Origin of the sequence: Niveispirillum sp. KHB5.9 (assembly GCF_048066115.1) — a bacterium.
GTDB lineage: Bacteria > Pseudomonadota > Alphaproteobacteria > Azospirillales > Azospirillaceae > Niveispirillum.
Map to the genome: position 1 here is coordinate 122,373 of NZ_JBLTYX010000015.1, position 26,492 is coordinate 148,864.

General features: G+C 66.8%; 17 protein-coding genes. 6 read left to right on the top strand and 11 right to left on the bottom strand.

Going from position 1 to position 26,492, the window contains the following annotated elements; genetic code table 11:
* Positions 1-38 precede the first annotated feature (38 nt).
* Entirely contained in the window at positions 39-2,261 is a 2,223-nt protein-coding gene (locus ACM9HJ_RS21885; protein WP_416573889.1) for a TonB-dependent receptor, read from the top strand.
* Positions 2,262-2,566: 305 nt separating this feature from the next.
* Here the strand turns inward: ACM9HJ_RS21885 and ACM9HJ_RS21890 are convergent, their stop codons facing one another.
* The 5 genes from ACM9HJ_RS21890 to hutI all read right to left on the bottom strand — a co-directional run bounded on the left by ACM9HJ_RS21890 (position 2,567) and on the right by hutI (position 8,667).
* The gene (locus tag ACM9HJ_RS21890) at positions 2,567-3,193 is read right to left on the bottom strand and encodes a hydrolase (RefSeq protein ID WP_416573890.1); all 627 of its coding nucleotides are present in this window, start codon (positions 3,191-3,193) and stop codon (positions 2,567-2,569) included.
* A 211-nt stretch (positions 3,194-3,404) separates the two neighbouring features.
* Positions 3,405-5,072 carry a urocanate hydratase gene (gene hutU, locus ACM9HJ_RS21895; RefSeq protein WP_416573891.1) on the bottom strand — a complete coding sequence of 556 codons (1,668 nt, stop codon included), beginning with the start codon at positions 5,070-5,072 and terminating at the stop codon, positions 3,405-3,407.
* The gene (gene hutG, locus ACM9HJ_RS21900) at positions 5,069-5,908 is read right to left on the bottom strand and encodes an N-formylglutamate deformylase (protein ID WP_416573892.1); all 840 of its coding nucleotides are present in this window, start codon (positions 5,906-5,908) and stop codon (positions 5,069-5,071) included. The genes hutU and hutG overlap by 4 nt, the downstream gene beginning before the upstream one ends.
* A 21-nt stretch (positions 5,909-5,929) precedes the next feature.
* A complete protein-coding gene (hutH, locus tag ACM9HJ_RS21905) occupies positions 5,930-7,462 on the bottom strand; it encodes a histidine ammonia-lyase (protein WP_416573893.1) in 1,533 nt (510 codons plus the stop codon).
* Positions 7,462-8,667, bottom strand: coding sequence for an imidazolonepropionase (hutI, locus tag ACM9HJ_RS21910; protein ID WP_416573894.1), 1,206 nt, complete (start codon positions 8,665-8,667; stop codon positions 7,462-7,464). The genes hutH and hutI overlap by 1 nt, the downstream gene beginning before the upstream one ends.
* Positions 8,668-8,993: 326 nt before the next feature.
* Here hutI and ACM9HJ_RS21915 point away from each other — a divergent pair, with 326 nt between their 5' ends.
* From ACM9HJ_RS21915 to ACM9HJ_RS21925, 3 genes are read left to right on the top strand one after another with little or no spacing between them, the layout of a single operon-like run.
* On the top strand, positions 8,994-10,346 hold the full coding sequence (locus tag ACM9HJ_RS21915) for a formimidoylglutamate deiminase (RefSeq protein WP_416573895.1): 1,353 nt from the start codon (positions 8,994-8,996) through the stop codon (positions 10,344-10,346).
* Positions 10,343-11,062 carry a histidine utilization repressor gene (gene hutC, locus ACM9HJ_RS21920; RefSeq protein ID WP_416573896.1) on the top strand — a complete coding sequence of 240 codons (720 nt, stop codon included), beginning with the start codon at positions 10,343-10,345 and terminating at the stop codon, positions 11,060-11,062. Before ACM9HJ_RS21915 ends, hutC begins: the two co-directional genes overlap by 4 nt.
* Positions 11,063-11,064: 2 nt before the next feature.
* Positions 11,065-11,592, top strand: a complete 528-nt coding sequence (locus ACM9HJ_RS21925) for a HutD family protein (RefSeq protein ID WP_416573897.1) — start codon at positions 11,065-11,067, stop codon at positions 11,590-11,592.
* Here ACM9HJ_RS21925 and ACM9HJ_RS21930 read toward each other — a convergent pair.
* From ACM9HJ_RS21930 to pgmB, 5 genes are all read right to left on the bottom strand, one after another.
* On the bottom strand, positions 11,576-12,304 hold the full coding sequence (locus ACM9HJ_RS21930; RefSeq protein ID WP_416573898.1) for a 2OG-Fe(II) oxygenase: 729 nt from the start codon (positions 12,302-12,304) through the stop codon (positions 11,576-11,578). The genes ACM9HJ_RS21925 and ACM9HJ_RS21930 overlap by 17 nt on opposite strands.
* Before the next feature lie 49 nt (positions 12,305-12,353).
* Positions 12,354-13,976, bottom strand: coding sequence for an alpha-N-arabinofuranosidase (locus ACM9HJ_RS21935; RefSeq protein WP_416573899.1), 1,623 nt, complete (start codon positions 13,974-13,976; stop codon positions 12,354-12,356).
* A 65-nt stretch (positions 13,977-14,041) separates the two neighbouring features.
* A complete protein-coding gene (locus ACM9HJ_RS21940) occupies positions 14,042-15,259 on the bottom strand; it encodes an MFS transporter (protein ID WP_416573900.1) in 1,218 nt (405 codons plus the stop codon).
* A gap of 101 nt (positions 15,260-15,360) precedes the next feature.
* A complete protein-coding gene (locus ACM9HJ_RS21945) occupies positions 15,361-17,796 on the bottom strand; it encodes a TonB-dependent siderophore receptor (protein WP_416573901.1) in 2,436 nt (811 codons plus the stop codon).
* Positions 17,797-17,892: 96 nt separating this feature from the next.
* Positions 17,893-20,895 carry a beta-phosphoglucomutase gene (gene pgmB, locus ACM9HJ_RS21950; protein WP_416573902.1) on the bottom strand — a complete coding sequence of 1,001 codons (3,003 nt, stop codon included), beginning with the start codon at positions 20,893-20,895 and terminating at the stop codon, positions 17,893-17,895.
* Positions 20,896-21,122: 227 nt separating this feature from the next.
* On the opposite strand from pgmB, the gene ACM9HJ_RS21955 reads away from it, so the two are divergent.
* Together ACM9HJ_RS21955 and ACM9HJ_RS21960 are read left to right on the top strand one after the other, a co-directional pair.
* Positions 21,123-22,151 (top strand): substrate-binding domain-containing protein, encoded by a 1,029-nt coding sequence (locus tag ACM9HJ_RS21955; RefSeq protein WP_416573903.1) that lies wholly within the window; start codon positions 21,123-21,125, stop codon positions 22,149-22,151.
* A gap of 408 nt (positions 22,152-22,559) precedes the next feature.
* Positions 22,560-25,214: a hypothetical protein gene (locus ACM9HJ_RS21960; RefSeq protein ID WP_416573904.1), complete on the top strand. Its 2,655-nt coding sequence runs from the start codon at positions 22,560-22,562 to the stop codon at positions 25,212-25,214.
* Positions 25,215-25,327: 113 nt separating this feature from the next.
* Here the strand turns inward: ACM9HJ_RS21960 and ACM9HJ_RS21965 are convergent, their stop codons facing one another.
* Positions 25,328-26,488, bottom strand: a complete 1,161-nt coding sequence (locus ACM9HJ_RS21965; protein WP_416573905.1) for a diguanylate cyclase — start codon at positions 26,486-26,488, stop codon at positions 25,328-25,330.
* Positions 26,489-26,492 lie beyond the last annotated feature (4 nt).

Below are 26,492 nucleotides of genomic sequence, written 5' to 3' on the forward strand. Positions count from 1 at the left end.
CGCCGCAAACAAGTTGGCTCTGAAGGGGGCATTCCATAATGCGTAAAGGCAATCCGTCTTTCGTCCGGCTGCTGGCCGGCGCCACCAGCCTTGTCGCCCTGTCGATGGCGGCACCCGCCGCCGTGCAGGCCCAGGCCGTCCTGGACGAGATCATCGTCACGGCCACCAAGCGCGCCGAGAACCAGCAGCAGGTGCCGGTTTCCGTGGGCACCGTGTCCGGCGAGAAGCTGGGTGCCGTCCTGTCGGGCGGCGTCGACCTGCTGGCCCTGTCGGCCCAGGTGCCCAGCCTCTATGTCGAGTCCACCTTCGCCCGCACCTTCCCGCGCTTCTATATCCGCGGCCTGGGCAACAGCGATTTCGACCTGACCTCCACCCAGCCCGTCGGTCTGGTGATCGACGAGGTGGTGCAGGAAAACCCGATGCTGCGCGGCTTCCCCGTGTTCGACGTGGAGCGGGTGGAAGTGCTGCGCGGGCCGCAGGGCACGCTGTTCGGCCGCAACACGCCGGCCGGCACCGTCAGTTTCATCTCCAAGAAGCCGACCCAGGATACCTCGGGTTACCTGACCGCCAGCTATGGGTCCAAGAACACGATCGGTGCCGAGGGCGCCATCGGCGGCGCGCTGGTGGACGGCATCCTGTCGGCCCGCCTGTCGATGAAGTATGACCGCAAGGACGATTTCATCGACAACACCTATACGGGTGAAAAGGACGCCATCGGCGGCCATAACGAGGTCGCGGCCCGCCTGCAGATGCTGTACGAGAAGGGCCCGCTGACGGCCCTGTTCAACGCCCATGCCCGCGACCTGGACGGCTCTGCCCGCGTGTTCGTGGCCAATGCCATCACCAAGGGCAGCAACAACCTGTCCTCCACCTTCTCGCGCAACTCGGTGTTCCAGAACGGCCAGAACGAGGCCAGCGTGTCCAGCCAGGGCGGCAGCCTGAAACTGGAATATGATTTCGACGGCGTCATCCTGACCTCCATCACCGGCTACGAGACGGTGGAAGTCTATACGCGCGGCGATATCGATGGCGGCGTGGCCGGCACCGGCCCCGGCTTCATCCCGTTCGACAGCGAGACGGCCGATGCCGTGCCCGACCATGCGCAATGGACCCAGGAACTGCGCCTGTCGAATGCCGACGGCGAGCGGTTCCGCTGGCAGGGCGGCCTGTTCTATTTCAACGAGGACGTGACCGCCCACGGCTTCTCCTATGGCAATGCCGCCGATCCGCGCGGCATCGGCATCTTCACCAACAGCCAGCAGGAAACCAAGACCTGGGCGGTGTTTGGCCAGGCCAGCTATGACCTGACCGAGCAGGTCACGCTGACCGGCGGCGTGCGCTACAATGATGAAGAGAAGGACTTCACCGTTGTCCGCACCATGCCGGGCGTGCCGGGTTCCACGAACGGCAATGCCGACCTGACCGACGGCCAGGTGACCTGGGATGTCAGCCTGACCTACAAGGCCACGGACGACATCAACCTGTTCACCCGCATCGCCAACGGCTATCGCGCGCCGTCGATCCAGAGCCGTCCGCTGTTCTATTTCGGCAACAACATCAACCGCGACGCCCTGTCGGTGGCCAAGGCCGAGACGCTGATGTCGTATGAAGCCGGCATCAAGTCGGACCTGTGGGAACGCAAGGCCCGCCTGAACGTCACCGCCTTCTATACCGACATCGAGGATCAGCAGTTCACCGCCGTCGGCGGTGCGTCGAACAACAACACGCTGATCAATGCCAAGGGCGGCGAAGGCTATGGGTTCGAAGCCGAGCTGGAGCTGCTGCCGACCGAACAGCTGCTGCTGACCGGCGGCCTGTCCTACAACCACACGGAAATCAAGGACAACACCCTGCGCATCCCCGTCTGCGGCGGCGGTTGCACGGTCACCGACCCGGTGGTGGGCGGCTTCGCCCTGCTGGACGGCAATTCCTTCCCCAACGCGCCGAAGTGGATATTCTCCGCCACGGCCCGGTATGGAATTCCGGTGGAGTCGGGTGAGTTCTATGTGTTCACCGACTGGAACTACCGCTCCAAGGTCAATTTCTTCCTCTACACGTCGGAGGAGTTCTATTCCGACAGCAAGCTGGAAGGCGGCCTGAAGGTCGGTTACGTGTCGGATGACGAGAAGTTCGGCCTGGCCGTCTTCGGCCGCAACATCACCAACGAGAAGTCGCTGGAAGGCGCCATCGACTTCAACAACCTGACCGGCATCGTCAACCAGGCGCCGTTCTATGGCGTGGAGTTGACGTCGAAGTTCTAAACCTGCTTCCAGCAGGTTTAGAGTTTTGCATGTTCCCTCAGGCGCCGGGCGCCGCCATCCGGCGGCTTGGCTTACGCGGCACGTGCCGCGCGGCGGCGGTCGCCGCCGGAGTGGTTTGCGAAAACACGCAAACCACTCTGTCTGAGATTTGCTTGCGATCGTGTAAGGGCCGTGCCGGGAAACCGGCGCGGCCCTTTTCATGTGGGTGAAGCGCTGAATGGGGAGCCGTAGGTCAGGTCGAGCAAAGCGAGCCCTGACACTTATCGGCACTGTCGCTTGTCAGGGCTCGCTTTGCTCGACCTGACCTACGAAACGGAGACGGCTTTATACCGCTCCCACCACAGGGTCCGCGCCGCCGCCTCATCCATCACGATGATCGGGTCGGTCCATAGCTTGCCGCGGTAATTACCGCCGATATCGCGGCGGGCAAGCTTCTCCGGCCAGCCCATCAGCTGGATCGCCTCCGATATGGCGATGATGCGGTCGGCCTTCTTGATCAGGTCGGTCTGGGCCTGCGGCAGGGGCCAGGGCAGGCCGGCGGCCAGGAACAGGGCCCGGTCCAGCCGCGCCTTGACCTCCTTCAACCCGGCCGTGGCGAACAGCTTGCCATAGGGCGTGACCACGTCGCCCAGCCCCCCGCCCTCATGCAGATCATGCATCAGGGCCGCCAGCCGCAAGGTGGGGGAGGCATCGGGGGCCAGCAGGGTGAGGAGCACCTGTTCCAGCAGCACCGAATGCTGGAGGACGTTATAGGCCAGGTCCCCCCGCGTCTGCCCGCCCCAGCGCGCCACGCGCGAGGCGCCCGTCACCCAATCCTCCAGCACGATGTCGGCGGGGGAGGGATCGTACAGGTTCACCCAGCGCCCCGACCGCATCAGCAGGTTGGTGCGCGGGGCGTCGAGATGGGTGGGGACGGGGGAGGGCTTGTTCATGGGCCCATGCCAGCATCCGTGCCCCTCGACGTCAATGGGGAAGCACCCGATAAAGTTTGGGCTGTGCGGGTTCCATCAATCTCTACCGTCACCCCGGCGGAGGCCGGGGCCCAAATGACAAGCGCTTGGCTCTACGACCTGGGCCCCGGCCTCCGCCGGGGTGACGGTAGAGGGGTGGCAACGAAGGTGCCTTCGCTTCCACCAGAAGGCCTCACCCCAGGATCCCCGGCAGGTCCAGCCCCTTCTCCCGTGCGCAATCCCGCGCGATCTCGTACCCCGCATCGGCATGGCGCATCACGCCGGTGGCCGGGTCGTTCCACAGCACGCGGCCCAGTCGCCTGGCGGCCGCTTCCGTGCCATCGGCGACGATGACGACGCCGCTATGCTGGGAGAAGCCCATGCCGACGCCGCCGCCATGGTGCAGCGATACCCAGGTGGCACCCGATGCGGTGTTGAGCAGGGCGTTCAGCAGGGGCCAGTCGGAGACGGCGTCGGAGCCGTCCATCATGGCTTCCGTCTCGCGGTTCGGGGAGGCGACGGAGCCGCTGTCCAGATGGTCGCGGCCGATGACCACGGGAGCTTTCAGTTCCCCCTTGGCCACCATCTCGTTGAAGGCCAGGGCCAGCCGGTGGCGATCGCCCAGGCCGACCCAGCAGATGCGGGCGGGCAGGCCCTGGAACTTGATCTTTTGCCGCGCCATGTCCAGCCAGTTATGCAGGTGGGCATTGTCGGGCAGCAGTTCCTTCACCTTGGCGTCGGTCTTGTAGATATCCTCCGGGTCGCCTGACAGGGCCGCCCAGCGGAAGGGACCGATGCCGCGGCAGAATAGCGGGCGGATATAGGCCGGGACGAATCCTGGGAAGGCGAAGGCGTCCGTGACCCCCTCCTCCAGCGCCATCTGGCGGATATTGTTGCCGTAATCGAGCGTCGGCACGCCGGCGGCGTGGAAATCCAGCATGGCCTTGACCTGCACGGCCATCGAGGCGCGGGCGGCTTTTTCCACGGATTTCGGGTCCTCCTCCCTTCCCTTGGCCCATTGGTCGAGCGTCCAGCCGACGGGCAGGTAGCCGTTGATCGGGTCGTGGGCGGAGGTCTGGTCGGTGACCGCGTCGGGGCGAACGCCACGGCGGACCAGTTCGGGGAACACATCCGCGGCATTGCCCAGCAGACCGACGGAGACGGGCTTTTTGGCCTTGCAGGCCTCATTGATGATCGCCAAAGCCTCATCCAGGCTGTCGGTGGCGCGGTCCAGATAGCCGGTGCGCAAGCGCATGTCGATGCGCGAGGGCTGGCATTCCACGGCCAGGCAGGAGGCGCCGGCCATCACGGCGGCCAGCGGCTGGGCTCCGCCCATGCCGCCCAGACCGCCGGTCAGGATCCATCGGCCGCCCAGGTCGCCGCCATAATGGCGGCGGCCCACTTCCACGAACGTCTCATAGGTGCCCTGGACGATGCCCTGGGTGCCGATATAGATCCAGCTGCCGGCCGTCATCTGGCCGTACATCATCAGGCCCTTGGCATCCAGCTCGTGGAACTTGTCCCAATTGGCCCAGTGCGGCACCAGGTTGGAATTGGCGATCAGGACGCGCGGCGCATCTTCATGGGTGCGGAACACGCCCACCGGCTTGCCCGACTGCACCAGCAGGGTCTGGTCATCCTCCAGCTGCTTCAGCGCTTCGACGATGCGGTCGAAGCTGGCCCAGTCGCGCGCGGCCCGGCCGATGCCGCCATAGACCACCAGTTCCTCCGGCCGTTCGGCCACGTCGGGGTCCAGGTTGTTCATCAGCATGCGAAGCGCTGCTTCGGTCAGCCAGGATTTGGCCTGCAGCGTGGTGCCATGGGCGGCGCGGATCAGGCGGGTATTGTCGATGCGGGTCATTGCTTCACTTCCCCATGGGTCGCCCAGCCGATGCAGGCGTTCAGGATGCGGGTCAGCGCCTTCACCATCGGGGCGGCATAGGCGGCGTCGAAGGAGGGGGGCCAATTGTCGGGCGCCGGTTCCTCGTCGGGTTCAAGCATGTAGCCGCGGCAGGCCAGTTCCATCTGTACGGCGTGCACGCCCTTCTGGGGCTGGCCGTAATGGCGGGTGATGTGGCCGCCCTTGAAACGGCCATTGGTCACGCGGGTGAATTGTGTGACGTCACACGCCGCCTCGATCACCCTGGTCAGGCCGGGATCGCAGCTTTTGCCCTCATAGGTGCCGATATTGAAATGCGGCAGGGCGCCATCGAACAGGCGCGGCACGAAGGACCGGATGGAGTGGCAATCATAGAGCACCACACGCGGATGGGTGCGGCGCAGGCGCAATATCTCCGCCATCAAGGCGGCGTGATAGGGGGCGTGGAACAGCTCGCGCCGGCGCAATGTCTCCATGGCGTCGGGCTCCCGCCCCGGCTGGTACAAAGGCTCGCCATCGAAGCTGGTCAGGGGGCAGAGGTCGGTGGTGGCCTGACCCGGATAGAGCGAGGCGCCGTCGGGCGGGCGGTTCACGTCGATCATGGTGCGTGAACAGGTGGTCTGCACGATTGTGGCACCCAGATCGCGGGCGAAGAAATACAGCTGGTCCACCCACCAGTCGGCATCCTTGCGGGCCAGCCAGGGGTCGGCCAGGCCCTCCTCGATCTCCTCATCGATCTCCGTGCCCGCATGCGGGATGGAGAGGATGAGGGGGGCGTCGCCTTGGTGGATGATCAGCCAGTCCGGATGTTCGGCCATGATGTTCCCCCGCGTGATCGATCAAACCGTGGGCAGGTCCACGCCGCCCGCCGTCACGGCGGACAGCAGGGCACCGGAGCGGACCAAGGTCAAGGCGGCCTGGATGTCGGCGTGGAAATAGCGGTCATTGTCGAGATGCGGCACCGCCGCGCGCAGGGTGGCGCGCACGCCCTCCAGCACCGTGGAGCTGCTCAGGGGGGCATGGAAGTCGCAGCCCTGCGCTGCCGCCAGATATTCGATGGCGATGACGCCGTCGGCATTCTCCACCATGGACATCAGCCGCCTTGCGCCATGGGCGGCCATGGAGACATGGTCCTCCTGGTTGGCGGAGGTGGGGATGCTGTCCACACTGGCCGGATAGGCCCGCTGCTTGTTCTCCGACACCAGGGCGGCGGCCGTGACCTGCGGGATCATGAAGCCGGAATTCAGGCCGGGCTTGGGCGTCAGGAAGGCGGGCAGGCCGGACAGGGCCGGGTCGACCAGCATGGCGATGCGGCGTTCGGACAGGCTGCCGATCTCGCACACCGCCATGGCGATCATGTCGGCGGCGAACGCCACGGGCTCGGCGTGGAAATTGCCGCCGGACAGGACGCTGTCATCCTCGGCGAAGACCAGCGGATTGTCTGAGACGGCGTTGGCCTCGGTCAGCAGCGTGTGGCCCGCCTGACGCAGCAGGTCGAGCGCCGCCCCCATCACCTGCGGCTGGCAGCGCAGGCAATAAGGGTCCTGGACACGGACATCATCCTCGCGGTGGGAGGCGCGGATGGGGGAACCATCCATCAGCTGGCGCAGCGTGTCGGCGACCGCGATCTGACCCTTGTGACCGCGCAGCAGGTGGATGCGCGGGTCGAAAGGCGTGTCGGAGCCCTTGGCGGCCTCGGTCGACAGGGCACCAGTGGCCAGCGCCGATCCATGCAGGCGCTCGGCCTCGAACAGGCCGGCGAGCGCGTAGGATGTCGAGAACTGGGTGCCGTTCAGCAGTGCCAGCCCTTCCTTGGGACCGAGCGTCAGGGGTGACAGGCCGGCGGCGGCGAGCGCTTCGGCTGCGGCCATGCGGGTGCCGTTGGCGATCACCTCGCCATGGCCGATCATCGCGGCGGCCATGTGGGACAGCGGCGCGAGGTCGCCCGAGGCACCGACGGAGCCCTGGGCGGGGACGACGGGCAGGATATCCTTGACCAGCAGGGCTTCCAGCAGGTCCAGGGTTTCCGGCCGCACGCCCGAGGCGCCCACGGCCAGGCTGGACAGCTTCAGCGCCATCATCAGGCGCAGCACATTGCGCGGCATCGGATCGCCCACGCCCGCGGCATGGGAGAGCACGATGTTGCGTTGCAGCAATTCCAGGTCACCGGTGGCGATGCGGACCGAGGCCAGCTTGCCGAAACCGGTATTCACGCCATAGACCGGATCGCCCTTGGCGATGATGCGGGCGATGGTGGCGGTACTGCGCTCCACGGCGGGGCGGCAGGCGGGGTCCAGCTTGATCCCGGCACCCTGGTAGATCTGGCGCCATTCGGACAGGCTGACGGCACCGGGACGCAGCGTGACGGTCATTAAATCCCCCTGTGGACACGGGCATGCAAGGGGTTGAACCCCATGCGGTAGACAAGTTCGGCGGGACGCTCGATATCCCAGATGGCGAGGTCGGCCTGCTTGCCGGCCTCCAGCGTGCCGATATCGTTGAGGCGGCCCAGGGCCTGGGCAGCATGGCGGGTGGCACCCAACAGGCACTCCTCCACGCTCATCCGGAACAAGGTGGCGGCCATGTTCATCGACAGCAGCAGCGAGGTCAGGGGCGCGGTGCCCGGGTTGTTGTCGGTGGCCACGGCCATGGGCACGCCATGGGTGCGGAACAGGTCGATGGGCGGGACCTTGGTATCGCGGGTGAAATAATACGCACCGGGCAGCATGACGGCGACGGTGCCGGCTTGGGCCATGGCGCGCACGGCCGGTTCGTCTACATGTTCCAGATGGTCGGCCGACAAGGCCCCGCATTGGGCGGCCAGGGCCGCACCTTGCAGGTTGGACAGCTGTTCGGCATGCAGCTTCAGCGCCAGCCCATGGGTCTTGGCGGCATGGAAGACGCGGCGGACCTGGGTCAGCGAAAAACCGATGCTCTCGCAGAACCCGTCCACGGCGTCGGCAAGCCTATGCTGCGCAACATGCGGGATCATGACGCGGCAGACCAGATCGATATAGGCGTCGTGGTCCTCGGCATATTCCGGGGGCACGGCATGGGCGCCCAGGAAGGTGGTGGCGACATCGACGGGGCGGTGGTCGGACAGCGCGCGGGCGGCGCGCAGCATCTTCACCTCGTCATTGAGGGTCAGGCCATAGCCGGACTTGATCTCGATGGTGGTCACGCCCTCGGCCAGCAGCGCGTCCAGGCGGGGCAGGGCCTGGCAGACCAATGCCTCTCCGGTGGCCGCTCTTGTATGGCGCATGGTGGAGACGATGCCGCCGCCGGCGCGCGCGATCTCCTCGTACGTGGCACCCTTCAGCCGCAGCTCGAACTCGTGCGCGCGGTCGCCGGCATGGACCAGATGGGTGTGGCAATCAACTAGGCCCGGCGTGACCCAGCGGCCGGCCAGATCGGTGGTTTGGGCGGCATCAATAGCGGGGGCGTCGGCGCGGGGGCCGGCGTAGAGGATGCGGTCATGCTGCACTGCAACAATCGCATCTTCGATGATGCCCAGGCCGGGCATATCGGCGCGCATTGTGGCCAGCCGCGCGTTGGTCCAGAGATGGTCAGCCTGCATGGATCACCCCCGTTTCCCGGCCCTCTGCGTCATCCCGGCGAAAGCCGGGACCCAGGGGCCAGATCCCCGACCTGACGGCTGCGTAGAAGGGGGTGAAGACCGGCGTGGTGCCTGTGGCCCCTGGGTCCCGGCTTTCGCCGGGATGACGGGAAAGGGCCGGATGGGGGAGGTGGCTGAAAAAACCATGCCGCATGTCCGAAACCTTTTCCCCGCTGAACCGTTCATATCGGCGTCTGGCGCGCCTCTCCCCTTCTTTTATGTCTATACATAATTTATGTCTATACATTAATATATGAAGGAAGAATGAAAATCTGGGGGTACGGGTGATGGCCGGGTTCTGGTTCCAGCAGGCGCTGCTGCCGGGCGGTTGGGCGGATGGGGTGCGGGTGGAGGTCACCGATGGGGTGATCCACGCCGTGACGCCGGATTGCGCCGCCGACCCCACCGATGAACGCCATGCCATCGCCCTGCCGGGCATGCCCAACCTGCACAGCCACGCCTTTCAGCGCGGCATGGCCGGTCTGGCGGAGGTGCGGGGGCCCGGCGATGACAGTTTTTGGACATGGCGGGAGGTGATGTACCGCTTCGCCCACCGCATCGGCCCGGACGAGATGCAGGCCATCGCGTCGATGGCGTTCGTGGAGATGCTGGAGGGTGGGTTCACCCGCGTCGGCGAGTTCCACTATATCCACCATGACCTGGACGGCCATTCCTATGACAACCCGGCCGAAATGGGCGTGCGGCTGGCGGCGTCGGCGGCGGAGACGGGCATCGGCCTGACGTTGCTGCCCGTGCTGTACCAGTATGGCGGCTTTGGCGCGCAGGCGCCGAGCGAGGGGCAGAAGCGGTTCATCAACGGGCTGGACGCCTATGCCCGCCTGCTGGAACGCTCGCGGGCGGCGGTGGCGGGGTTGCCCGACGGGCTGGTGGGGGTGGCGCCGCACAGCCTGCGCGCCGTGAACCCGGCCAGTCTGGCTCAGGCGGCTCTGCTGGCCGAGGGCGGGCCCATCCATATCCATATCGCCGAACAGATCAAGGAAGTGGCCGACTGCCATGCCTGGTCGGGGCAGCGGCCGGTTTCCTGGCTGTTCGACCATGCGCCGGTGAATGCGCAATGGTGCCTGGTGCATGCCACCCACATGGATGCGGCGGAAACCGCCCGGCTGGCGGCCAGCGGGGCGGTGGCCGGCCTGTGCCCGATCACCGAGGCCAACCTGGGCGACGGCATCTTCAATGCCCGCGATTTCCAGGCGGCCGGCGGGCTGTTCGGCATCGGGTCGGACAGCAATGTGCTGATCGATGCGGCGGAGGAATTGCGCAGCATGGAGTACGCGCAGCGTCTGGCGCACCGGGCGCGCAACGTGCTGGGCCGGCGCGACACGCCGTCCACGGGCCGCGTGCTGTTCGAAGGCGCCTTGGCCGGTGGGGCGCGGGCGCTGGGCCGGGCGGCGGGGCTGATGGTGGGGGCGTCGGCGGATTTCGTGACGCTGGAGGCCACGCAGCCCAGCCTGGCGGCACGGCGCGGCGATGGGCTGCTGGATGGCTATATCTTCGCCGGGCAGCGCATGGTGGACGGGGTTTGGCGGCGCGGGCGGCGCGTGGTAAGCGGGGGTCGCCATGTCGTGCGCGACGCCGTCGCCGCGCGTTACCGCCTGGCCCTGGGAACCATCCTGTCATGAGTCTGGCCGAGACCGTTATCGCTCCCCTGCATGCCCGCATCCGCGCCGATATCGAAGGGGCCATCCTGTCGGGCACCTTGCGCCCCGGCGACCGCATTCCGTTCGAACATGAACTGATGGCGCAATATGGCTGCGCCCGCATGACGGTGAACAAGGCGCTGTCCGGGCTGGTGGAGGCGGGGCTGCTGGAGCGGCGCAAGCGGGCCGGCACCTTCGTTTCCCGCCCGCAGATCCATATGGCCGCATTGGCCATTCCCGACATCCAGGCCGAGGTGACAGGGCGCGGCCAGACCTATCGCCTGGAGCTGCTGGCGCGCGACGTGCTGCCGGCGATCAGCGTTGATCCGGAGCGGATGAAGCCGCCACGTGGCGCCAAGGTGCTGGCCCTGACCTGCCGGCATCTGGCCGATGGGGTGCCGTTCGCGGTGGAGGAACGGTTGATCAGCCTGAAGGCGGTGCCCGAGGCGGCGACGGCGGACTTCACCGAGGTGGCGCCGGGGTCGTGGCTGCTGGCGCATGTGCCGTGGACGGAGGCCGAGCACCGCATCACGGCGGCCCCGGCCGGGCGGTTGGCAGGCGCGCTGGGCGTGGCGGAGGGCACGGCGTGCCTGGTGCTGGACCGCCGCACCTGGCGCGGGGATCAGCCCATCACCCATGTGCGGCAGGTGTTTCCGGGCGAGGGCTTCGATCTGGTGGCGCGGTTCACGGGGGCTTGAGCATGGATATCCTGCGCGCCGCCGACCGGGTGGCCACGCCTTGGAAGAATGGCGGCGGGGAGACGTCGAACGTGGCCGTGTACCCGGAAGGGGCCGGCCTGTCGGATTTCGACTGGCGGGTGTCCATCGCGCGGGTGGATGGCGACGGGCCGTTCTCGTCCTTTCCCGGTATCGACCGGACGCTGACCATCCTGTCGGGTGGGGCGATGGCGTTGAACGGTGTAGTGCTGACGCCGGAGAGCGCGCCGTTTTCCTTCGACGGGGAACGACCGGTGATGGCGACCGTCAGCGGCGGGCCGATCCATGACCTGAACGTCATGACGCGGCGGGGGCGGTTCACGCATCGCGTCGAACGGGTGGCGGGGCCGCGCGTCCTGCCAGCGGCGGCGGGGATGCGGATGCTGCTGGCGCTGGATGATGGCGGGTTGCCCGGCCTTTCCCGCTGGGATGCCTGGATTCTGCCGGCGGCGGCGGTTCACATCGCGGCCGAAGGCGATCTGATCCTCATCACCCTCACGCGGGTTCGCTGAACCAGAGCGAATAGTTGAGGCGGGACCAGCCGGCCGCGGCCGGCGACAGCGGTTCCACCGCATGTTGGGTGGAGACGTTCGGGCTGAAAACGACCAGGCGGTTGAACAGCGGGTCGATCCTGTCGATCCCGTTGCCGTCCGCGCGCTGCATCAGCAGGCGCCCATCATAGGCCGGCTGCCAATCGTCATGCAGGTAGATCACCATGCAGAGCGCGCGTCCGGGGGACCGGTCGCTGTGCCAGCGCAGGAAATGGTCGGCGTTCAGCCGCTTCAGATTGACATTCTGCAACGCGCCGATCCCCAGGCCGGTGATGGCGGAGAGGAAGTCGGCAAAGGGCCTGCTGCCGACAAACATCCGGAACAGACGGTCATGCAGGGTGGGCTGCGACATGGCGTGCCCCGGCTTGGGACCCGTATAGATATGTTCGTGGATGAACCGTTCCTCATCGGGCGCCTGGACGAACCGGTCCCCGTCGACCCAGCCCGATTCGGTGTAGAGCTTGTAGGCGGTCCTCACCTCCCCCTCCTCCTGGATGAGGTGGCGGATCTGGGCCAGCCTGGCGGGGTCCATGATGTCGTCCAGAACGACATAGCGTTCGTCGCGGCCGTTGAACGCGCGATGGGCTGCCGCAATGGCATCGGGTGTCAGGTGCCGGGCGGTGATCCACTTGCCCAGGGCGCCGATCGTGGTGTGGGAAAGGTCAGACGGCAAGGTCGGGCATCCGGAAGGCCGAGGACGCCCGACCCTAACACACTCCTCCCTACGGGCGCAGCGTCACCAGTGTCACCGATTTCGACGGCAGGCGCAGGCCAAGCTTGTCCCCCTTCAGCCGCACATCCAGCGCCTTGGGCACGAACGGGTCGGGCGCGTCGAAGGTGATGCTTGTGTCGATGGCGGGGGCGGTCAGCATCTTGGCTTCGGCGGTCTTGAACTTAGCCCCGGCCAGCACCGTGTCCAGGTCCAGGGCGCTGTTGGGGTCCAGGTTGACCAGGGTCAGGTGCACGGCCCCATCCTTGTCGCGCGAGGCGGAGACGGACAGGCCGGGCAGGCGCGTGTCGCCCTTCACGTAATCCGGCGCCTTCACCTCCACCGGCAGCAGGTGCGCGTCCTGATGGACCTTGTACAGATCGAAGACGTGCCAGGTGGGGGTGACCACCATCTTCTCCCCCCTGGTCAGGACCAGCGACTGGATGACATTGACCATCTGGGCGATGTTGGCCATGCGCACCCGGTCGGCATGGCGGTTGAAGATGTTCAGGCTGTGGCCGGCGATCACCGCGTCGCGCAGGGTGCTTTCCAGGTAGAGGGCCGACGGCGCGTCCTTCTCGCTGTCGAACCAGGCGCCCCATTCATCCACGGCGATGGCCACCTTCTTCTCCGGATCATGCTTGTCCATGATGGCGGCATGGCGGGCGATCAGTTCGTCGGTGAAATCGGCACGCTTCAAGGCGGCCACATAACCGGCCTCGTCGAAGCCGATATTGCGGCCCTTGTTGCGCCAGTCATTGCCGGCGAACGTGTAGAAATGCAGCGACAGGCCCCACATCAGCGGCCGGTCGTTGACATAGGCCAGCGGCGTGGGGTCGGGGCGCCATTTCATCGCCTGGGCCATCAGGGTCTCGGTCCAGGCGTAATCGTCGGTGTCCGCACCCACGGCGATCAGCTTGGCCTTGGGTCCGGAATAATTGCGCAGGAAGGCGGCGTAATGGCGGAAGCTGGCGGCGTAGGTCTCCGCTGTCATGTTGCCGCCGCAGCCCCAGGTCTCGTTGCCCACGCCGATGAAGGGCACCTCCCACGGGTCCTTGCGGCCGTTGGCGGCACGCTCCGCCCCGGGGCTGGTATCGGCGGGGGCGGTCATGTAGCGCATCCAGTCATCGGCCTCCCGCACGCTGCCGCTGCCGACATTGACGGAGATGAAGGGGGATGCCGCCCCGATCTGGCCCAGGAAATCCATGAATTCGTGGGTGCCGAAATGGTTGCTTTCCGGCTGGTTGCTCCAGGAGGCGTTGATGCCCATCGGGCGCTTCTCACGCGGGCCCAGCCCGTCGCGCCAATGATAGCCATCGGCGAAACAGCCGCCGGGCCAGCGGATCAGGGGCACGCGGACGCGTTTCAGGGCATCGACCACATCGCTGCGGATGCCGCGCACATTGGGGATGGGGCTGTCGGGGCCGACCCAGATGCCCTCATAGACGCCACGGCCCAGATGTTCGACGAACTGGCCATAGATATTGCGGTCGATGGTGGGACCGGGCTGGTCGGTGGCCACGCGCAGGCTGGCCGGCTTGGGCGGCCCCTCGGCCGCCATGGCGTGGCCCGCCAGCAGCAGACCGCACGCCATGCCCATGACCCGCTTCAGCAGGCCGTTTCCACCCTTCGACATGTTCCGTCTCTGAGTCTGATTTATCTTATAATAAGATTAATCGATCAGGACGAAAGAGGGAAGCCTTACGCCTGGGCCGTCCGCCGGTTCAGCAGGAACAGGGTGACGGCGATGGCACCCATGGGGATCAGCGCCATGTAGAACGCCGTCTGGCCGCCCAGCCGGTCGAACAGGAAGCCGGTGACGAAGGACCCGAATGTGCCGCCCAAGGCGGAGAACACCACGATCAGGCCGGTCATGGCGGCATGGTCGTGCCGGGGCAGGGCCGAGAGGATCACCGAATTGATCACCGGATAGATCGGCGCCATGAACAGGCCGATCAAGGGCAGCATGAAGGCGGCGATGGGGGCCGCGAACCAGTTGGCTTCGGCCATGGGCAGGGCGCCGGCGGCCAGCGGCAGGGTCAGCAGCACCAGAGCCGCCATCGCGGCCAGACAGGCGGCCAGGAACGGGAACCAGCCGATGCGCGCCAGGGCGGCACCGGCCCCCAGACGGCCCAGCGCGATGCAGGCGGCGAAGATGCTGGTGGCCTGGATCGACATGGCGGCGGGCAGATGCAGCACTTCGGCATTGAAGGTGGGCAGCCAGGTGCCGATCGCCTGTTCGATCAGAACATAGAGGAAGGCTGATGCCAGGAACACGACCGCGATGGGGGTGACGGCAAGGCGGGCCATCTGACGGATGCCGGGCTTGGCATCGGGCGCATGCGCCCCGGTTTCGTCCAGCGGGGTCACGGCCCACAGGGCAGCGGCGGTCAGCGACAGGGCCGAGAGCAGCCAATAGACGTTCAGCCAGGAGGGATCGGCCGGATTGTCATGGTCGACGAACAGGCTGAACAGCCAATAGCCGCCCAGCACGCCGACCATGAATAGCCCCTCGATCAGGTTGGTCAGGCTGGCATGGCCCTGTTTGTCGCGGGTCAGCAGGCCGATGGAGGAATAGACGGCGACCTTGGCCCCGGCAAAGCCGACACCGACGCAAAAGAACATCAGCTTCATCGCCCAGAAGGCGGACAGGATGGGCATCAGGGCAGCGGCCACCCCTTCCAGCACCAGCACGATGATCATCGCCCTTCGATAGCCCACGCGCGGCAGGAAGGAGGCGATGATGAAGCTGGTGATGGCGATGGGCAGGTCCTTGTAGGCCTCCAGCCGCCCCGCCTCCAGCTTGGTCACGCCGAAGCTCTGGATGGATTGCAGGATCACCGTGCCCACGGAATTCAGCAGCATCGCAAAGACGATATAGGTCAACGCCACCGCGAGGATCGCCCGCCCGTTCCGCATGTCTGTGTGTTCCTTCCCTGGGGGTGTTCTTGTTGTTTTTGGGGGGATTGTCAAAGAAGTAACGCCCTCCCCCCAAGGGGGAGGGCGTATAAAACGACGTCTTAGAACTTCGTCGCCACCGACAGCTTCACGTTACGCCCGAAGATCGGGCGGCCCAGGAAGACGCCGCCGGTGTTCGCACCGCCGATGATGCGGGTATTGCCCTCGGTCAGGCCCAACTCGTCGGTCAGGTTGGTGCCGGACAGCTGTACCGTCACATCCTCGCCGATGGTGGCGGAGATGCCGGCATCGATGGTGTTGTAGGACGGCAGGCGCTGGGCGTTCTCCACATCGGCGAAGCGCTTGCCGATATAATTGTAGCTGGCGAAGACCCGCAGCTTGCCCCAGTCGGTGGGGAAGTCATAGGACGGCGAGACGCTGAACTGGATCTTGGGCTGGCGCTGCACCTGGTTGCCGGAATTGGTGCCCAGGTCCTTGTATTCGCCCTTCTGCCAGTTGCCGCGCAACGCCAGGTCCAGGTTCTCCACCGGGGTCACCAGCAGTTCGAATTCCACACCATAGGCCTTGCTGTCGCCGATGCGGTTGATCTGGGTCTGGGTGCCGTCGGGATTGATGATGAACTGCTGGAAGGGCAGGCCGTCGAACGTGTTGCGGAAGAAGGTGACATAGGCCGCGTAATCGGCGGTGCGGGTCTTCAGGCCCACTTCCTGCTGGTCGATCTTCTGCATCTGGCTCTGGCCGTCGCGCAGATTGTCGAACTGCGGGAACTTGAAGCCGCTGTTCAGGCGGCCGAACACAGACAGTTCTGGCATCAGGTAGTAATTCACGCCCGCCGTCCAGGAGGTCTCGGTGTTCTTGTAGGAGAGCGTGCGGAAGGTGCCGTTCAGGACGGAGGTATTGTTGTTGGCCAGCGTCAGCGGGTTGCCGTCCAGGTCCACGCCGCCGGAGACGTTCTCCAGGGTGGCATTGACCTTCTGCTGTTCGACACGGCCGCCGACATCGACGCGCAGGTCTTCGGTCAGTTCCCATTCATCGGCGATGAAGCCGGCCAGGTTCTGGCCGTTATAGGTGGCGTTCACCGCGAAGAAGGGGGAGCCGACGAAGCCGGCGCGGGTGGCCTGCACGCCATTGTTCAGCGCGACATTGATCAGCTTGGCGTTGGGCGTGGCGGTCATCAGGGCGTTGTTGCCCAGGTACCAGACATCCTTGGACGAATAATCGGCGAAATAGGCGCCGATGGTCAGGGTGTTGCCCTCGAAGATCTCGCGGCTGAGGCGCAGATCGTCGGTGAAGCTCTCGATATCCTTGTCCACCGACCACAGGCCGGCGACGATGACCTGGGTGTTCAGGTCGGTGATGGCGCCGGTGCCGTTGGCGAAGCTGGCGGTGCCGGCCGTGGCCGCACGGCCGGCGGCGTTGCGCACGGCGGTATTGGCATTGGCCGACGCGATGGTGTCGTTGATGAAGCTGCCCAGGGTCTGCGGGTTGGCACCGGTGAACAGGCCGCGGGTATTGGCCTCACCGCTGGTGTAGTTCATCTTGTTGGAGAAGGACCAGTCACCGAATTCCAGGTCCATGGTGGCGCCGACAATGGCGGCATCGACGCCGCGGCCATCGGCGAAGTCCTGGCGGATGGACTGGCCCGGGGCCACTTCCAGCACGACATTGCGCAGGTCGTTGCCCAACAGCGTACCGGTGCCGGCGTCGAAGCCGGGGAATTCCTTGATCTTGCCGTTGTCGTTGACCAGCGGCATGGCGGTGTAGAAGGCGTTCTTGTCCTTGGTATAGCGGCTGTAGACCGTGATCTCGCCATTCTCCAGGACCTTGGTGACATTGCCGCTGACCTGGCCGCCGCGGTCGGCGGGGTACTGGGTGTCGCGGATGCCGTCGGACGTGCGGTAGAAGCCGCCGACGGAGAACAGCAGATCCTTGTCCAGGGCACCCTGGTAATAGGTGTCGAAACGGTACAGGCCCTCATCCCCCACGGTCAGCTTGACGCTGCCCTCCGGGTCTTCCTTGCCCTTGCGCTGGATGAAGTTGATGGTCGCACCGGGCTGACCATTGGAGAAGATCGGCGACGGGCCGCCGCGCAGCACCTCCACCCGCTCCACCGTGTCGTCCAGGCGGAACAGGGAGGAGTTTTCCAGGAAGGAAAGGGTCGGCGGCGGGAAGATGGCGGAGCCGTCCAGCTGCACCGTGATGAAGGGCGCATCGCCATCGGCGGGGAAACCGCGCACGGAGATGTTGGCGCCGGCGGTGCCGCTGGTGCTTTCCACCCAGACGCCGGGGACGATCTTCAGGAGGTCGGCCGTGCTGCTGGGCTGCTGCTCGGCGATCTGTTCGGCCGTGGCGGTGGTGATGGAGAAGCTGGCATCCAGCTTCTTCAGGCCGTCGGACCGGGCCACGCCCGTCACGATGATCTCTTCCAGCATCACGCTTTCGCCGTCGCTGGTCTTGGCTTCCTGCGCCTGGGCGGCGGGCAGCAGCAGGGCCGCCAGGGCGGCACCGGTCAGCAGCTTCTTGTCGAACTTGGTCATGAGGGACCTCCCGTATGAGCATCACCCGGATGCTTCTTGTTGATGGGTGTGGCGGTATGGGGATTGCCGGGCGGCCTTGCATGTGCCGCCCGATTGTCAGGCCGGGCGGACGAAACTTTCCAGCCGGAACTGCTTGATGTGACCGATGACCGCATCGGCCTCTGTCAGGATGCCGGGATCGCCGATGCCGACGGCCGGCATGCCGGCCGCCTTGATGGCGGTGATCCCGGCCATGCTGTCCTCCACGCCCAGGCACGCGGACGGGAGGACATCCAGGGCCGCTGCCACGGACAGAAAAATGTCCGGTGCGGGCTTGGGATTGGGGATCGCACCGGCATCGGCGACATGGTCGAACAGGTCGATGATGCCCAGGCGGGCCAGCAGGGTGGGGGCGTTGCGGCTGGCCGACGCCACGCCCAGCTTCAGCCCGGCCGCCTTGGCGGCCAGCAGCAGGTCGCGCACGCCCTCGAACAGGTCGTCGGGGGAGAAGCGGGCGATCAGGTCCTGGTAATAGCCGTTCTTGCGCGTGGCCGCTTCCAGCTTCTCGGCATCTGTCAGGACCTTGTCGGAGCCGGCCAGGATGCGCTCCAGGCTGCCCATACGGTCGATGCCTTTCAGGGCCTCGTTCTGTTCCCGGTCGAAGGGCACGCCCAGCTCATCCGCCAGACGCTGCCAGGCCTGGTAATGGCCCTCCGCCGTGTCGGTCAGAACACCATCCAGATCGAAGATGATGGCCTTCACCGGGGCGGGGAAGACGCCGTTGGCAAGCGTGGTGTCGCGGCCGGCCGTCAGGGTCACGGGCTTGCCGTGATGCTGGATGGTCAGGTCGGGGCCCGACAGCAGGCTGTAGGTGGTGCCGGCGGCATCGACGGCGATGCGCAGGCGGCGGCCCCGCCAGTTGATGCCGAAACCGTAGCGGGTCCAGCCGGGCGGCAGCACGGGGGCGAAGCGGGCGGTGCCACCCTGCCAGCGCAGGCCGCCGAAGCCCCAGGCGATGCCCAGCCAGGACCCGGCCATGGCCGCCATATGCACGCCATGGCTGGCATTGCCATGCAGATCATCCAGGTCGATGCGGGCCGTTTCGGTGAAGTAACGAATGGCCTTTTCGCTGTCGCCCAGCTCGGCCGCCAGGATGCCGTAGGTGCTGGGCGACAGGGTGCTGTCATGTACCGTTACGGCTTCGTAATAATCGAAGTTGCGGCGCTTCAGGTCTGGGCCGAACCTGTCGCCGGCCAGCAGCATGGCCAGCACCACGTCGGCCTGCTTGCACACCTGATGGCGGTAGATGGCCAGCGGGTGATAGTGCAGCAGCAGCGGGTACTTGTCCTGCGGCGTGGTGGCGAAGGGCCAGACGGGCTTGGCCAGGAAATCGTCATCCTGCGGGCTGACACCCAGGTCGGGGTCGGTGGGCAGGTACATGGCGTCGGCCGCGCGCTGCCACAGGGCGACCTCATCCGCCGACAGGCCGATGCGGGCGGCCAGTGCGGCCAGTGCGTCGGGCGCATCATTGCCCATGCGGCGGTACAGGTCGGCGGCATGGGCCAGATGGGCGGCGGCCATGGCGTTGGTGTAGAAATTGTTGTTCACCAGCGCGGTATATTCGTCCGGCCCCGTCACCTCGTGAATGGTGAAGGCACCGCCCTTGCGGGCGTTGAAGTGCCCGACCTGCGGCCAGATGCGCGCGGTTTCGAACAGCATCTCGGCGGCGTGGGCATAGAGGAAGGCACTGTCGCCGGTGGCTTCCTCATAGAGGCGGGCGGCAAAGGCGATGTCGGCATTGATATGGTACTGGGCCGACCCGCTGGGGTAATGGGCGGAACATTCATCGCCGGCGATGGTGCGCCAGGGGAACAGGGCACCGGCCCCATGGCCCATGCCGCGCGCATGGGCGCGGGCCCGGTCCAGGCGGCCGATGCGGTATTCCAGCATGCGCCGGGCCAGTTGCGGGGCGGTGAAGGCCAGGACGGGCAGGATGAAGGTTTCCGTGTCCCAGAAATAATGGCCCTCATACCCTTCCCCCGTCAGGCCCTTGGCGGCGATGGAGGTGGCACCGTCGCGGCCCGTGGACTGGTAGAGATGGAACAGGTTGAAGCGGATGGCCTGCTGCAGGCCGGCATCGCCGTCGATCACCACATCGGCATCGGCCCAGAACCGGGCCAGGTCGTCGGCCTGTTCCTTGGCGATCATGTCCCAGCCATCGGCCTGGGATGCTGCCAGGGTGGCACCGGCATCGGCGAACAGCTGCGCCTCATCCCCGTCATGGTCGGCCCATTCATAGGCGGCGAACTTGACCAGGGTCACGTCCTGGCCCGGCGTCAGGTCGGCATGGAAGGGCTGGCTGATGCTGTCGAGCGTCAGGAAGGGGGCTTCCGCCGACAGGCCGGCACCCGGCACATGGGCCTGGCGCAGCAGGGCGGTGCGGCGGGACAGACGGGCAGTCTGGCGCACGGCCGTGGGGATGCCATCGGTGGTCAGGGGATGGCTGTCCACCCCGCCGCTGCCCAGCGAGACGCCGATGCGCGGATCATCGCCCTGACCCTCGGCCCGGCGGCCCCAGCGCAGGTCGGAGATCAGGGTGGCGGGACCGGTGTAATCGACCGACTTCAAGGTCAGTTTCAGGGCCAGCAGGCCGGGCCGCGCGAATGAGGCCAGGCGTTCGGTGGCAAGCTCCACCGTGCCGCCATTGGCCGCCTTGAAACGCAGCGATGTGCGAAAACGGCCGGTGGCCAGATCCAGTTCGCGCACCAGGGCTGCGGTGGGGTCCTTGGCCAGGTCGACGGTTTCGCCGTCCAGCACGACGCGCACATGCTTGGCATCGGCCACGGGCACGCGGGTGTCGGTGGTGAAGGCGAAACCGGTGAATTTCTCGTGGTAATGGATCGGCGCCTGCTCGAAGAAGCTGGCCAGGAAGGTGCCGTCGCTGGAACTTTCCACCCCGTCGACGCCGCCGCGCACGCCCAAGGCGCCGTTGGCCAGTGCGAACAGGCTTTCATCGCGCGCCGCGGTTGCCGGGTCGAAACCCGTCACGCGGATGGTCCAGCCATCCCCGGCATCGGCACGCACGTCTCCGGCGCGGACGTGAGATGCTCTCTCCGCCACGGCAAACCTCCCCGAAATACACTTGGTCCCCCGCCAGGATGCGGTGGTTGGACGGTAAGCTACCATCAATGTTATCGATGTCAAGATATCGATGTCATTTTTCGACTACGTATGCGCCACCCCCTGTGACCTGCCCGGAAGGGTTGCCGCCAACCCCTTGGAAAATGCCGACACACGTGCGAATGTCGGTCCCGCATTTCCCTTTCCGTCACCCCCGCCGGATATCCATGACGAAGCTTGCCGAACGTGGACGCGAGATCGAAGTTAAGGCCGCGCCGGCCGGGCGCCTGACCATGGCCGACCTGGCGGAACTGGCGCAGGTGTCGAAGATCACCGTGTCCCGGGCGCTGCGCGACAGTGCCACCGTGAAGCCGGATACCCGTGCGCGCATCCAGGCGCTGGCCAAGCAGCATGGCTATAAGTTGAATCTGTCGGCGCGCAGCCTGCGTTTGCAGCGGTCCAACACCGTGGCGGTGGTGGTGGAGATGAAGCCCAGCCCCGACCGGCCGCTGACCGGTCCGTTCCCCATGGCGCTGATGGGTGGCATCTGCCAGGAACTGACCAGCATCGGCTATGCCGTGGTGCTGACCACCCGCGACGGGGTGCATACGCCGGCGGTGCAGACGGCCGACGGCATCATCCTGCTGGGCCAGGGCAGCAATGACGAGGCGGCGGTGCAACTGGCCGATGCCGACGTGCCCCTGGTCGTCTGGGGAGCCGAGGCGCCGGAGCATGATTATGTGACGGTCGGGTCCGACAACCGCCAGGGCGGGGCGCTGGCGGCGGAACATTTCCTGTCCATCGGGCGAAAGCGCGGCCTGTTCCTGGGCGACACCAGCCACGCCGAGATCGAACAGCGCCATGACGGTTTCCGCGAGGCGCTGCTGGCCGGCGGGGGGGAACTGGCGGGCGGCATTTCCTGCCCATTCGGCATTGCCGCCGGGGCGGCCGCCATTGCCGCCTGGGTGGATGGCGGCGGGGCGCCGTTCGATTGCCTGTTCGCGGCCAGCGACCTTCTGGCCATCGGCGCCATGCAGGCCCTGCAGGAACGCGGCATTGGCGTTCCGGGCAAGATATCCGTGATCGGTTACGACGATACGCCGCTCGGGGCCTGCCTGACGCCGCCGCTTTCGTCGGTTCACCAGGATTGGCAGGCGGGTGGTGAATTGCTGGCCCGGCGCATCCTATCCCTGATCAACGGGGAGGATGTGACGTCGGTGAGCTTGCCGGCGCGGTTGGTCGTGCGGGGGACCTGATTTTTGTTCCCTCAGGCGCCGGGCGGGCGCATCCGCGCCCTTGGCTTACGCGACCATGGGGTCGCGGGCCGGCGGTCGCCGGCCTGAACGCGCTCCCTCAGGCGCCGGGCGCCGCCATCCGGCGGCTTGGCTTACGCGACCATGGGGTCGCGGGCCGGCGGTCGCCGGCCTGAACGCGCTCCCTCAGGCGCCGGGCGCCGCCATCCGGCGGCTTGGCTTGCGCGACCATGGGGTCGCGGGCCGGCGGTCGCCGGCCTGGAGAAGCGACAGCATCCCAAGGTCACAGGACCTGACCCTAATCCCCCTGGCGGGGCTTACCCCGTTTGGCGCATGAATTGCTTGTAGAGGCCCGGGGTGCCCGCAAAAGGCGGGCGTCCCGGAAATATTTGCCGGCCGGAGTCCAGCCCCATGCCCAGCTTGAAGACCGTCATCGACAGCGTGATCGCCGGCGGGGAACCCGTGACGGACGAGATCGAGCTGTTCCGCGATGTGTTGAACCAGGCCGGCATGGCCTGGGGCGGGGAGCGGGTGGCCAACGGCGCCCAGGACAGCGTGGGCATGGTGGACGACAAGCTGGACAGCTGGTCGGATTATCGCACCGTGGCCAGGAAGGACCTGGGCATCATGTACCGGAACCTCCAGTTGGGGGACATCCTGCATTTCGTCTGGAACAACGGCACGGTGATCGAGGCGCACAGCGTCATCGTCTATGCCGTGGACAAGCTGAACGGCATCATCACCGCCTTCGATGCCGAAGGCACCGGCGGCGCGCCGCACCTGTTCACCCTGACGCCGGAGACCATCCAGGGCCCGGTGCAGGTCCAGAGTTTCAACAACAGCCGTTCCGAACGGCTGCGCGGCGACATCAAGGACCGGTTCGAGAATTACATCGACGGCGGCGACGGCAACGACACGATCGATGGCGGCCTTGGCAACGACACGCTGATCGGCGGGTCGGGCGATGACAGCCTGATCGGCGGCTATGGCGATGACAGCCTGGAGGGCGGCCATGGCAATGACACGCTGGTGGCCACAGCCGGCGACGATGTGCTGATCGGCGGGGCCGGGCTGGACCGGCTGGTGGGCGGGTCGGGCAGCGACCGTTTCGTCTTCGCCCGCGTCAGCGACACGCGCCTGTCCACGGCGCTGACCTTCAATTCCATGGATACGCTGGTCAATCTCGACCTGGGTGGCAGCGGCACCCTGCTGGCCGACAGCATCGAATTGCCGTTCGCCGTGACCAGCGTGGCCGGTGGCGGCGTCATCCGCGCCACCGGCGTGTCCTTCTACGAGGCGGTGAACGGCCTGTTCGCGCGCGGCAAGCCGATGTACGACACCAACAAGGCCGGCCTGTTCAGCTATCTGGGCGAGGTCTATCTCATCGTCTCCGGCGCCACGCGCAGCGCCAATCTGGGCTCCGACGACTATATCTTCCGCATCCAGGGCTATTCCGGCGTGCTGGACGTGTCGGATTTCGGCTATTCCTACACGACGGTCGCGGGCGGCAAGGTGACGGTCAACACCACGTCGGCCGCCTATGAGATGTCGGCGGGCGAGGACAATCTGGTCTATCTGGGTGTCGGCAATTTCCGCGGCACCGGCACGGCGCTGGCCAATTCCATCCGCGGCGGGGCCGGGAACGACATTCTGGATGGCGGTGCCGGCAACGACACGCTGGTCGGCGGCGACGGCAACGACATCTATGTCGTGGACAGCGTCGGCGACACCATCACCGACACGGACGGCATCGACACGGTGCGCACCAGCCTGTCGACCTATGTGCTGGCGGCCGATCTGGAACGGCTGGAATTCACCGGCACGGCCAACGCCACGGGCACGGGCAATGCCGGCGACAACAGCCTGCGCGGCGGGTCGGGCGACGACACGCTGACCGGCCTGGCCGGCAACGACACGCTGGATGGCGGCGTGGGGGCCGACAGCCTGGTCGGCGGGGCCGGCAACGACATCTATATCGTCGATGATGTGGGCGACGTGATCCTGGAACTGGCGGGCGAGGGCACCGATACGGTGCGCGCCCGCGCCGACAGCTATACGCTGGGCGCCGAACTGGAGAATCTGGTCTATACCGGCCTGGGTGTCTTCGCCGGCACGGGCAACACCCTGGCCAATGCCATCACCGGCGGGGCGGGGGCCGACACGCTGGATGGCGGTGCCGGCAACGACACGCTGGATGGCGGGGCCGGCGCCGATATCCTGATCGGCGGTGCCGGCAACGACACCTATATCGTCGATGCCGGGACGGCCGACATCACCGAACTGGCGGGTGGGGGCACGGATACGGTGCGCACCGGCCTGGCCGCCTTCACCCTGGCGGCGGAGGTGGAGAACCTGGTCTATACCGGCACGGCGGCGTTTGCCGGCACGGGCAGCGATGGCGACAACGGCCTGACCGGCGGCGACGGGGCCGACACGCTGGACGGTGGGGCCGGCAACGATATGCTGGATGGCGGGGCGGGTGCCGACAGCCTGATCGGCGGGGCCGGCAACGATATCTTCATCGTCGATGATGACGCGGATGTGGTGGTGGAGGATGCCGGCGGCGGCACCGACACGGTGCGCACCAGCCTGGGCAGCCACACCCTGGCCGCCAATGTCGAGAACCTGGTCTATACCGGCGGCGGCAATTTCGATGGTACCGGCAATGCCGACGCCAACGCCATCACCGGCGGGGCGGGCGCCGATACGCTGGCGGGCGGCGGCGGGGCGGACACCCTGACCGGCGGCAGCGGGGCCGACCGCTTCGTCCTGGCGGCCGTGGCGGAAAGCACCGTGGCCACCCCCATCACCATCGCCGATTTCAGCAGTGCCGAGGGCGACCGCATCGACCTGTCGGGCATCGACGCCAACAGCGCCACGCCCATCGACGACGCCTTCACCTTCCTGGGTGTGGCCGCCTTCACCAATGTCGCGGGCCAGCTGCGCATCCAGGTGGTGGGCACCGACCTGCAATTGCTGGGCGACATCAATGGCGACGGCACCGCCGATTTCGCCATCACCCTGACGGCACTGACCACGCTGACGGCGGGGGATATTGTTTTGTGAGCCAATGGTCATTGAAAATGACCGTTGGAGGCCGGCGACCGCCGGCCCGGCGCACGTGCGCCGTAAGCCCAAGCCCACGGATGTGGGCGCCCGGCGCCTGAGGGAACAATGTATCAAGCCAGTGCCGCTTCCACCCGGTTGCGGCCGTTGCGTTTGGCGCAGTAGAGGGCGCTGTCGGCGGCCTTCAGCAAGGTCGGCCAGTCGTTGCCATGGGCGCCGTACCAGGCGACGCCGAAACTGGCGGCGACGCTGACCGGGCCCTCGGCGCTGGCGATGTCCAGACGGGCCACGGCGGCCCTGATCCGTTCCGCCATGGCCACGGCGTCGTGACCGGTCATGCCCGGCAGCAGAACACAGAATTCCTCGCCCCCCAGCCGCGCCACATCCTCTCCCGGACGCAGCAGCAGGCGCGCGGCCTCCACCACGCCCACCAGGGTGGCGTCGCCCACGACATGGCCGTGGGTGTCGTTCAGCTGCTTGAAATGGTCCAGGTCGAAGGTGGCGAGCGCGAAACCCGCACCGTCGCGCGCCGCCCGCGCCCGTTCCTGTTCCAGCCGCGCCTGCAGGGCCCGGCGGTTCAGGGCACCGGTCAGCGGGTCGGTGGCGGCCTGCTGGACCAGATGTTCCTGCAACCGCCCCACCACCATCCAGACCAGCCCCAGCGCGTGGCAGGTCAGCATCAGCGTGGCCACCAGCATGGTGGGCCCCATCAGGTCGATGGCCGCCTTCAGATCGAAGCCGGTGGTGGCGATATAGAGGACGCGCGCCACGGCGAACAGCAGCCAGACACCATACTGCGCCGCCAGGGTCAGGGCCGCCGGCCGCAGATGGCCCCGGCCATGGCGATGGAGCAGGACGGCGTTCACGCCGGCCACGCCGGCATGGGTGGCCACCGTCAGGGCCATGATATAGCCGGGCGTGCCGCGCATGAAGGACAGGGCCGACAGGCCCGCGACCACCAGCAGGAAGGCGGCGATGGCCATGCCGGTGACCCGCCGGCGCACGCCCAGGAAGCGGTGGAAGCCCAGGCTGGTCACCAGGGTGCCGGCAAAGGTGCAGAAGAAGCCGGGCAGGGCCGCCCGCTGGAACGGGTCGGTCATGGAGACGTAGAGCATCAGGAAGGCGATGGCATAGGCGGCCTGCCCCACGGCCCAGCTGCCGATGCCCTTCAGGTCGGGATGGTGGCGGCGGATGATGGCCAGAACGGCGGCCGCCACGCCGGTGATGATGGCGTTCGACAGGAAGAGGGACGCCAAATCCAGGGCCGGCAGCATCGGA

What these genes read in the sequence shown, in the direction of transcription:
- ACM9HJ_RS21885 (WP_416573889.1), top strand. Translation starts at nt 39, where the DNA reads ATGCGTAAAGGCAATCCGTCTTTCGTCCGGCTGCTGGCCGGCGCCACC.
- hutG (WP_416573892.1), bottom strand. Translation starts at nt 5,908, where the DNA reads ATGGCCGAACATCCGGACTGGCTGATCATCCACCAAGGCGACGCCCCC.
- hutI (WP_416573894.1), bottom strand. Translation starts at nt 8,667, where the DNA reads ATGCAGGCTGACCATCTCTGGACCAACGCGCGGCTGGCCACAATGCGC.
- ACM9HJ_RS21915 (WP_416573895.1), top strand. Translation starts at nt 8,994, where the DNA reads ATGGCCGGGTTCTGGTTCCAGCAGGCGCTGCTGCCGGGCGGTTGGGCG.
- ACM9HJ_RS21940 (WP_416573900.1), bottom strand. Translation starts at nt 15,259, where the DNA reads ATGCGGAACGGGCGGGCGATCCTCGCGGTGGCGTTGACCTATATCGTC.
- ACM9HJ_RS21935 (WP_416573899.1), bottom strand. Translation starts at nt 13,976, where the DNA reads ATGTCGAAGGGTGGAAACGGCCTGCTGAAGCGGGTCATGGGCATGGCG.
- hutH (WP_416573893.1), bottom strand. Translation starts at nt 7,462, where the DNA reads ATGACCGTCACGCTGCGTCCCGGTGCCGTCAGCCTGTCCGAATGGCGC.
- ACM9HJ_RS21965 (WP_416573905.1), bottom strand. Translation starts at nt 26,488, where the DNA reads ATGCTGCCGGCCCTGGATTTGGCGTCCCTCTTCCTGTCGAACGCCATC.
- hutC (WP_416573896.1), top strand. Translation starts at nt 10,343, where the DNA reads ATGAGTCTGGCCGAGACCGTTATCGCTCCCCTGCATGCCCGCATCCGC.
- ACM9HJ_RS21960 (WP_416573904.1), top strand. Translation starts at nt 22,560, where the DNA reads ATGCCCAGCTTGAAGACCGTCATCGACAGCGTGATCGCCGGCGGGGAA.
- ACM9HJ_RS21945 (WP_416573901.1), bottom strand. Translation starts at nt 17,796, where the DNA reads ATGACCAAGTTCGACAAGAAGCTGCTGACCGGTGCCGCCCTGGCGGCC.
- ACM9HJ_RS21890 (WP_416573890.1), bottom strand. Translation starts at nt 3,193, where the DNA reads ATGAACAAGCCCTCCCCCGTCCCCACCCATCTCGACGCCCCGCGCACC.
- hutU (WP_416573891.1), bottom strand. Translation starts at nt 5,072, where the DNA reads ATGACCCGCATCGACAATACCCGCCTGATCCGCGCCGCCCATGGCACC.
- ACM9HJ_RS21925 (WP_416573897.1), top strand. Translation starts at nt 11,065, where the DNA reads ATGGATATCCTGCGCGCCGCCGACCGGGTGGCCACGCCTTGGAAGAAT.
- ACM9HJ_RS21955 (WP_416573903.1), top strand. Translation starts at nt 21,123, where the DNA reads ATGACGAAGCTTGCCGAACGTGGACGCGAGATCGAAGTTAAGGCCGCG.